The 8,804-nt window shown below is 38.5% G+C and carries 9 protein-coding genes; 8 read left to right on the forward strand and 1 reads right to left on the reverse strand.

Annotation, left to right across the window (positions count from 1 at the left end; genetic code table 11):
- Nucleotides 1–167: 167 nt before the first annotated feature.
- A complete protein-coding gene (locus tag B371_RS0114675; protein WP_019415068.1) occupies nucleotides 168–1,529 on the reverse strand; it encodes an IS4 family transposase in 1,362 nt (453 codons plus the stop codon).
- 778 nt (nucleotides 1,530–2,307) lie between these two features.
- Here B371_RS0114675 and B371_RS0114685 point away from each other — a divergent pair.
- The 8 genes from B371_RS0114685 (at nucleotide 2,308) to B371_RS0114720 (ending at nucleotide 8,701) form a co-directional block, all read left to right on the forward strand.
- Entirely contained in the window at nucleotides 2,308–2,700 is a 393-nt protein-coding gene (locus tag B371_RS0114685; protein WP_019415070.1) for a hypothetical protein, read from the forward strand.
- Nucleotides 2,687–3,064, forward strand: a complete 378-nt coding sequence (locus tag B371_RS0114690; protein WP_019415071.1) for a hypothetical protein — start codon at nucleotides 2,687–2,689, stop codon at nucleotides 3,062–3,064. Before B371_RS0114685 ends, B371_RS0114690 begins: the two co-directional genes overlap by 14 nt.
- 730 nt (nucleotides 3,065–3,794) lie before the next feature.
- Nucleotides 3,795–4,499, forward strand: coding sequence for a hypothetical protein (locus B371_RS0114695; RefSeq protein WP_019415072.1), 705 nt, complete (start codon nucleotides 3,795–3,797; stop codon nucleotides 4,497–4,499).
- A 589-nt stretch (nucleotides 4,500–5,088) separates the two neighbouring features.
- Nucleotides 5,089–5,586 (forward strand): competence protein ComK, encoded by a 498-nt coding sequence (locus B371_RS0114700; RefSeq protein WP_019415073.1) that lies wholly within the window; start codon nucleotides 5,089–5,091, stop codon nucleotides 5,584–5,586.
- 673 nt (nucleotides 5,587–6,259) lie between these two features.
- A complete protein-coding gene (locus B371_RS0114705) occupies nucleotides 6,260–6,577 on the forward strand; it encodes a hypothetical protein (RefSeq protein WP_019415074.1) in 318 nt (105 codons plus the stop codon).
- A 244-nt stretch (nucleotides 6,578–6,821) separates the two neighbouring features.
- A complete protein-coding gene (locus B371_RS23200) occupies nucleotides 6,822–7,208 on the forward strand; it encodes a hypothetical protein (protein WP_019415075.1) in 387 nt (128 codons plus the stop codon).
- Between the two features lie 140 nt (nucleotides 7,209–7,348).
- Nucleotides 7,349–7,915: a hypothetical protein gene (locus tag B371_RS0114715; protein WP_019415076.1), complete on the forward strand. Its 567-nt coding sequence runs from the start codon at nucleotides 7,349–7,351 to the stop codon at nucleotides 7,913–7,915.
- Between the two features lie 30 nt (nucleotides 7,916–7,945).
- Nucleotides 7,946–8,701 carry a YqjF family protein gene (locus B371_RS0114720; protein ID WP_019415077.1) on the forward strand — a complete coding sequence of 252 codons (756 nt, stop codon included), beginning with the start codon at nucleotides 7,946–7,948 and terminating at the stop codon, nucleotides 8,699–8,701.
- The last annotated feature ends 103 nt before the right edge of the window (nucleotides 8,702–8,804 follow it).

The following is an 8,804-nucleotide window of genomic DNA, read 5'->3' on the forward strand; positions in this document are numbered from 1 at the left end:
AAGGAAGTGATAGGAAATCTTTCAAGAGTTCCTGATTCAAAAAGGATGGTGCTGGTTGAGATTCATTCCAATAAAGAGGAAATGAGCTGTAAGGATAATCTTCAAGATTTTCGACCATAGGTACTACTGTGTCAATCAGATTACGATGGATGTAACTACTAACTATCTCAACTTTCGCACAGCGAAATCGGCAAATAAGCCTTGATATAACTGGGCAGACCGGCAATCCATTGCTGTAGTTGATTTTCAATTAGCTTTTTGAGTGTAGATTTCGTCTGTTTCAGGACATCTTGAAAAAGCTCGATCAATTGCTGCAAGGCAACAGCCCAATCCAGTTCATTTACTTCATCGCATAATTCGTAAAATAGCCCGCCTAATGTGCGTTCATCTGTGTTACAACGATTTTGCCACGCGAGTACAATGTAACGGGAAAATACGATGGTCGTGTGGCTGATTAACCCATCATATGAACGACCTTGAAATTCTTTTTGTAGCTTCAAAAGGGATTTAGTCGTCTTAAAGAACACCTCAATATCCCAGCGCATACCGTAAATTCGAACGATTTCCTGTTCCAAAAGGGTACAGTCCGTGCTGAGAATGGCGAGCCATTCGCTTTTCTTGTTTCGATTTTGGATGAACACAATTTTTACAGGTATCCCGTTGGACATCACGCAATGAATCGAACGAAGAATTCCTTTTTTACCTTGTACAGGCTGGGCTAGACGGTACAGTTGCTTCAATGAAACCAACTGCCCATTCACCAAATAGCGCTGTTTCGTCGCTTTCACCATCCCAATGACATCTATGCCCTGTTCAACAATTCCTTTGATTAGCGGAGGCATCGTAAACCAGGTGTCCATTAGGACGTAACCAGCGTCAATTCCACTTGAAAGCGCACGCTTAATCATATCGGGAATCTGTTCAGGAGCCGTCTGTAAGGCATTTAATCGGCGTTTATAACCGGAAGTGCGTTTGTCTATATCCGTTGATATTCCATTGATTTGGGACGTTTTCGAGCTAAGTAAAGAAAAGTCGATTGGCATAAACGTACAGCCATCGGACCAACCCAATGTAAGCATCCGAAAACCTTTATAGAAACGCATTTTCTGAGAGGCATGATCGAAACAGCGTGCAAGGAGCTCCACTTTTTTACTACGATTACGATCAAAGGACGAATCATCAATAATGAACACTTTTGGTCGTGTCTTATCTGTTAGACAATCCACCTTTTGAATCGTAGAAGCACTAAAAGACAGTAAAAATCGACGCCAATTGAACGTGGATTGATTTAAGAAACGATACACAGCGTCCTTTGCGGGATATTGATCTGCTTTTTTTGACCCCAAAAGGGAGAACCAATTTCTATGTTGGAAAATTAAACAAAAAACCAGCTGAAATAAGTAGGAACCTGTGAAACCAAATGATTTTTTAATGCCAGCTTTTCGCAAGTGTTTAAAGATTTCCAGTTCGGAAAATACAGAGCAAAGTTCTTTAGGGAGTTGATTGTTCTCATTGTTATGGTCTATCATAATAGTAGGCACCTCTTCTATGTGGTAGTGATTTAGCGATAATCTCACTATACCAAAAGATGAGGTGTCTTTCTTTTTTCAATAAGTTGTCAAGCATCCTATTGAATTAGGCTCAAAGTCAATATGGGCAACTTATTGAGCGGAGTTTTCGGGTGCGAAAGTTGAGTAACTATCAATAAGCCCAAGCTGCTATCTACTTCTTTTGCATAGTACCGTTTCTGGTACATCTGACCGATATGATCATATCGCTTGGAATAGGATGTGCTATAACACTTGTTGAGTGTTAGGTACCTGTGCAAAAAACTATTCAGATTATGAACTACAATTGCATATCTATGTTACTAGAATCCAACAAACAAGACGTTTTTTGATTTTTTGTCATTTCTCTTCAAAAGAATCAAAAATATGATACAAATTACCTGTGGATGGCACCCAGTCACTATGGTTTTGTGAAAAGTGAAGAATATCAGTATAAAGTTTCAGAGCGTCCGAAATTTCATCTTCGGACGCCTTTCTCTCGTATAAAGTCATTTTTTCTTTCATTAACCAAACCTACAATTTCACGTCCCTGATCAAAATATCCAGGATGTGATTCTTCCTTATCAACTAGTATAGGTCAGGTAATAGTGACAATTTGCTTTTATAAGTTCCCTATTTTAAAAGTAAGGAACGGAAAGCATAAAACATATGTCTAAAGGAGAGAATAAGATACACAGTTAAGTACACATTTAATTTCTTTCTTCGCATATAAATATGATATAATGGAGGTGACAGAAAAATGAAAGAGAGAGGAATGAACAAGATGACTTTACAGACGATTGCAGAGGTTGAAAAGATCCGTCGGGGATTTGAAATGGGCAGTCAAGTTGGTGTAACTTCATTGGGGCGTTCTACAAAATGGAGAGAAGATCTTGAGCGTTTAGGTGCAATGCAAATTGTGGATAGAAACCAAACGACAGCAATCTTACTTAAACCAGAATCTTTTCAAGGTCTTATGACTTATCTAGATCAAGTTGATGAAAAACTAGAACAGGCACAAATTGAGGTGTTATTTAATTATCGTAAAGATACAACAGATTTTTTGTCTGGTAATGAGCTGGCAACAAAAGCGAAAGAAAGTTTCAGAGCAAGGAAAGAGCAACTTCGAGGTTTTTTAGATGGCGATAAGTAACAATCTGATTGAGGAAGCGATTGATGTTATCGCGAATATACAAGGCATACAAATGAATCAAGATGAACTTGTTGATGATGTGATACTTGTTGCTTTCGTATTTGATGAAGAAAGTACATTTAAATTAGCAATCAATCAAATCACAAATAGTATTCAACATATTGTGAGTCAAAGAAACGTAGGTCAAGCTCTGGTCAATACGTATGATGGATGGATGTCATTTCATTTCCAAAGCCAACGTGTTAATGGGCACCCGGCTGATCTACGAGTAGTGTATCAAAATACCAATACTGTCATTCGAATTCATGGGTTTGGACATAGACACTTACCTACAAATATCTACAGGCGATTAAATGGAAGATAATGAAGAAGGCATCTAATTCCCTAGGGTGTCTTTATTTCCAAATACCTGAATGTAAATCTGGTAAGAAGGGCTATTTGTATTAAATAATCGAAGAAGAAATTTTCGTCCGTATTTCTTAATATCTTTGTGCCTGGCACCTTTCTTCTGAAAATGCACATAAATTCGCGTCCCAGGGACAGACACAATTAATTATATAGAAATTCAGCAGCGGTCGAAATTTCATCTTCGGCCGCTTATTTTTCACGAATGAAAATCTGATACCTAAAACTATTTAATGAATTCGCTAGAAATGCAGAATTATCAATAACTAGATTATTAATAAATTCTCAAGTGAAATGTTGGAGACCGCAAACGCTATCCGCCAAATAAGATTAAACACTTTTGACCATTACAAATCCAACTAGTATTTAATACAGACATCAAAATGAACCACTTCGGACATCAGGAAGAGAGCCACTATCTGAGGGTAGTGCCATGTAACAAACTATCCTTTAATACCATGGTGTTCTCCCATTATCTTATCTACATAAATTTATTTAAATTTTGCATGGGTGGCAACCTTTAATGATTGTTGGCTAGAAACTATATAGAGAAATCCTGCAGCGTCCGAAATTCCCTCTTCGGACGCTTATATTTATTGATAAAGATAGCCTACTTTTATTTTTTAAAGGATTTTCTGGTAATTTGTCGAATTTAGGAAAGGATAGATTAATTTGTTTGGGGTGATAAGATGGAGATATTGGCGGAAACGGTATTAGGTGAAAGGTTTATTGTGTGGAGTCAATTTTTTGAAGAGACCTTTGTTGGTGACCGTGTATTAATACGACCAGAGGCGAGCATTAAGCGTCGAGAAGGCACAAGTACATTTAATACTGAGAAACACCCCCGCGCAGATGCAGTAATCGTAATGTTTAATCCTGGCAGTTGCAAGCCTACTTTAGATGTGCATTCAGGAGAATGGACAGAATCGATGCCGGATAAAACGCAGTTCCAACTGATGCGATTAATGGAGCACATGGCATGGAATGAAATGAAGATTGTGAATTTGTCGGATCTTTGTGAAGGGAATTTCACAGAATTTGTTGGATTATTAAAAAGATGTGACTATAAAGGAATTGCGCATTCCCGATTTGTAAGTAATCCTGAGTCTGAATGGTCTAAAGTAATCTCCGGGGCTGACAGGCTACTCTATGGTTGGGGAGAAAAGAGTGAAGCCAAAGAACTTGCGAATGTATATGGATTGTCGGATGCGGATAACATGGTAGCCTTGCATGGCAAAAAGCCAATTGCGGTATGGGACCCTGTGAGGGGGTATCCGAAACATCCTTTTCCGTTTATCCCTAAGAATCGTGAGGCTTGGTTGGAGGAAATGGTGGAGTTGTTGAATGATCAAGCATATCTAAAATCCGAAAGGTTACCGATCAAAACTATATAGATTTACGTCCAGGGATGAAAACAATTCTACAGAGTTCTGACATTTGACTACAATCAAGATGGGACGCATGTATTTTTTGTCGGCGTGTCCCTGGGGCAGCCACAAATTGAGGAGCATTTGAGTCTGACCCAGGGACAGCACTCGAGCGAAGTTGTTGTATGCGAACACATCTGACGAAGAATAGGGAAAGAGACGATTAAGTGACTTGGTGACTTGATCGTCTCTAACAATTTGTTCTCCACTTGTGGATCTTCCTCAACTGTTTGTTAATAGGTGAGGTAATAGGTACTACTGTGGGTGGCACCTTAATCCAAGCTGTAGCCACGTGCATTAGAATTTTGTAATACATCTCGTAACTCTTTAAACAATGGTGTCTCAGTTGAACGAGAAATTGACTGGGAATTGTTTTCCGCATCTAATACAAGTAGAATGCCAGGGGGAAATAATTAGGAGTTAAACATATGCTTTTTAGCTATTAAAACATGTACTATATTTTTAACATAAAATTTAAATTATTCCAATTATTTAGTATACAATAACAGGATTACTTGGTAGAATATTCATAGGAGACCGAAAGGGAGAATTCTTTTTGTTGCAGTGTGATTCGTACTTAATAGATCGAGATACATTGGCCTTGGTATCAGTTTTTGTTGATGGATACCGGACCCGAATTATGACGAGGCATGGGGTGTATCACTCGAAAATGTCGATTGAATACTTATTGGAAGAATCGTGTATTCGTAATGCTTCTACTTTTGATGGCCGTATACGGGCTATTCGTAAGATTATGGAATATCCAAAAAAGACCCCCTTGCTGATTGATACGGAAGAAGAAGTGGGTGCATTCCCGACACTTTCGTCTATACATGTGGAATGTGTATGGATATTCAATCATCATTTTCATGTAAATGTGTTGAGTTGTAACACGTCAGAAGTAGTGTTCGACAATGGCATGTCTCTACAAGTAAAAACCTCAAAGCATGTTTTAATCAATCAACAACAAAGGTTGTATTCAACGATGGAAGTGTACCGGTCGAAGCGTCGTAACATGATATACATAGAAAGGCCTCGTACTGTACAAAACTAAGATTTAGAATATTCCATAAATTTATAGAGTGAAAATGAATTAAAAAATTTAGAGGTCTCCTACATTTTTTATAAATAAATTCTATTGCATGGTGGTACCTTTAGCTGGCGACCGCCAGCTATAAATTCGCGTTCCAGGGATGAAAAATTCTACAGAAATTATCGTGTTTTATTGCCTCTAAAAATTTTTTATAGAAATTCTAACAGCGGCCGAAAGTAACTTTGGGCGCTTGTTTTATGTAAAAATCCCGTACTCTTTTTTCATTTCTCTATGCGGTTATGCGGTTTAAATAATAGGATTATTATTGAGTCAATTTCATAACTCCTCAATTCGACAGTTATCCGTTAATTTTAGACAGGTATCGTTTGATTGTAGCGCAATGCGGCGACTACAGTGGGAACAGCACGAGCTGAAAGCCCCGCAGGAAAGAAATGGAACAAAGACTAAGAACGCCACTACGCGCGGCAACGTCTTCGTGACCAACATCATGTTGGCCCGAAGCCGTGCCCCACGGAAAGCGTCCGCATGGAGCGAAAATCAACTTTGTTCGGATTTTATTACTAGATTTCTTATTATGAAATTGACTCAATTAACAGAAACTTCTTACATATTTGGATGTAATAGATTAAAATGAAGAGAGAGTTGTAAATGACACGAAGGAGAGAAATATTCAATGAAACTTAATGTTCATATCATCATGGGGTTTAATCAAGATTCAATTAGACCAGCGATTGAATTACAACGACGACATGAAGTTGTTTATATTTGTGATAATTCCATCCAAGGAGTAGTACATAAGCGTAAAGACTTTACTTTTGTCAATCAACAATTTGTCGATGCAATCGACCACACCACATTTAAAGTATTCACCTATGAACCACCATATAAAAAAGGACAAGTTCTACAAGGAACAAGATCGTTTATGATGGAGAGAACGGTGAATAGTTCGCGTTCACGGGATGAGAACAATTCTACAGACACTGACATTTGACTAAGTTAGAACGCGGGAATTCTTTTGTCGGTGTGTCCCTAGGGCATCCATAAATTGAGGAGCATTTGAGTCTGACCTAGTGACAGCACTCGAGTGAAGTTGTTGTATGCGTACACATCTGAAGGAGAATGAAATATTAGCGTCACAGGGATGGAACCCAATAAATGAAATATTGAATCAGATGGTGAGGCAATAGCCAGAGTGTTATAATTAAACAATACTAAATTGGACGTGAGGTAATCGTGTGGAAGAAACCTTAAAACAAATATTGAGTGAAATGAAATATATGCGAAGCGACATAAATGACCTGAAACAAGGTCAACAAAATTTGGAGAGTGGTCAACAAAATCTGGAAGTTGGTCAACAAAACTTGGAGAGTGGTCAAAAAAATCTGGAAATAGGCCAACAAACCATGGAGGCTGGTCAAAAAAGGCTTGAAACGCAACAACAAGCCTTGGAAGCTGGTCTTAATAGAGTTGAGATTGGTATACAAAGCTTGCAAGAGAAGCTTGTTGATAGTTTAGGATTGTATACAGAGAAAATTGTCGAACATGTTGACAATAAAACTGAAGTATTGAATAAGAGAGTCTTTAAAGTAGAATCAGAAATAGAACGATTATGCAGGCAGTAAGGGATTTGCAATAACCCACTTACTGTTTTTTTAATTCGCCCAGGGATGAAAATAAAGATAGGACGCATGTATTCTTTTGTCGACGTGTCTCTGGGTCAGCCACAAATTGCATGAAAAAGATAGTGAAAGAGGTGGCGGGGATGGCTGAATGCCAACTGTGTGGCAATACTGATGCTTATATTCATTTCGGTACAGAGCTACTATGTTTGGATTGTTTTAACGAGAAGATGGTTAAAAAACTAGGGGTGAGAGTAACAAGCTATCCGGAAGGTGTTATGATTCGGGACGGTCAAGGGAAGGTACACCGTTTGCGTTTGAGAAAGCGCTTGGATCCAATCGGCTTCATCATGGAAGCGAAAGCAGAAGAAACGGATGGGTATGAGTTTGTCGTTCATGGTGCATTGGATGTAGATCAAGAGGAGTTGTTTCTGCAATTAATCGCGAAAGCAGAGCGTGGTATGGCAGAGTTGTATGTAGATCAAGGACATTTCCCCAATGGTCAATCGTATAATACGATGAAAAACGACCGCTTGGCTGGGAGAATTGCGTATGATCCTGATGAGGATGTCGTACCTAAATTGGTTGTTGACGGAAAATCGTATACTTGGAATGAAATCGGTAAGATGCTAATGGCTTATGAAGGGTTTCAGATAAAGCTTGAGACTTTGGACTCGTCAGATGAAATCAAGTGGCAGGATAAGAGGTAAGTTGGTTATTCCATACGAGGAGGAAGTATGATGAATCTTCTGAATGAAGTTAATCATCGATCGTTTACAGTCCCAAAAGAACCATGGGTCATGGCACAAACTTGGAGTCAGCTTTTGTTTGCCCATTACCCTGTATCAAAATCACTTCTACGTTCTTTAATTCCGAATTGTTTCGAAATAGACACATTTGAAGATAACGCTTGGATTAGTGTTGTTCCATTTCGAATGAGTGGACTCCGTATTCATGGAATAAGAGAACTTCCCTTTACACCAGAGTTTGCCGAGCTAAATGTAAGAACATATGTAACCTTTAGAGGAAGGCCTGGCGTCTATTTCTTTAGCTTGGATGCCAATAGTAAGCTTGCCGTAATATTAGCAAATAGTATGTATAATTTGCCATATATGCATGCCGAAATGAAGATTACCCAACAAAATAAAACGGTACATTATTATAGCGAACGAACTGACTCTCGTGCAAAAACCGGGATTTTTTTTGGAACATACCGACCAGTAGGAGACGTCTTTAGGGCTAATACTGGAACGCTAGAACATTGGTTAACGGAAAGATACCTACTATACGTCATTAAGAAAAATGGAGTATATGAAGGGAATATTCATCATAAACCATGGCCTTTACAACATGCTGAAGCGACTATTAAGGTGAATACAGTTGCAGAAAGTATGGGCATTCCTATTGAAGAGCCCGCTCCACTTCTTCATTATTGTGAAAAACTTGATGTTCTCGCTTGGCTACCAAAAAAAGTAGGAATATATGAAAGTTCATAAATACTCTATTTCATAGTCGAAACGAATTCTTCGACTATAATAAGAAAAATAATGCCCACCTTTTTGATAGGTGGGCATTATTTATGTGCGCCCAGCATGGGCG

It is taken from the genome of Paenisporosarcina sp. TG20 (genome assembly GCF_000286315.1).
Lineage (GTDB): Bacteria > Bacillota > Bacilli > Bacillales_A > Planococcaceae > Paenisporosarcina.

What these genes read in the sequence shown, in the direction of transcription:
- B371_RS0114675 (WP_019415068.1), bottom strand. Translation starts at nt 1,529, where the DNA reads ATGATAGACCATAACAATGAGAACAATCAACTCCCTAAAGAACTTTGC.
- B371_RS0114685 (WP_019415070.1), top strand. Translation starts at nt 2,308, where the DNA reads ATGAAAGAGAGAGGAATGAACAAGATGACTTTACAGACGATTGCAGAG.
- B371_RS0114690 (WP_019415071.1), top strand. Translation starts at nt 2,687, where the DNA reads ATGGCGATAAGTAACAATCTGATTGAGGAAGCGATTGATGTTATCGCG.
- B371_RS0114695 (WP_019415072.1), top strand. Translation starts at nt 3,795, where the DNA reads ATGGAGATATTGGCGGAAACGGTATTAGGTGAAAGGTTTATTGTGTGG.
- B371_RS0114705 (WP_019415074.1), top strand. Translation starts at nt 6,260, where the DNA reads ATGAAACTTAATGTTCATATCATCATGGGGTTTAATCAAGATTCAATT.
- B371_RS0114715 (WP_019415076.1), top strand. Translation starts at nt 7,349, where the DNA reads ATGGCTGAATGCCAACTGTGTGGCAATACTGATGCTTATATTCATTTC.
- B371_RS0114720 (WP_019415077.1), top strand. Translation starts at nt 7,946, where the DNA reads ATGAATCTTCTGAATGAAGTTAATCATCGATCGTTTACAGTCCCAAAA.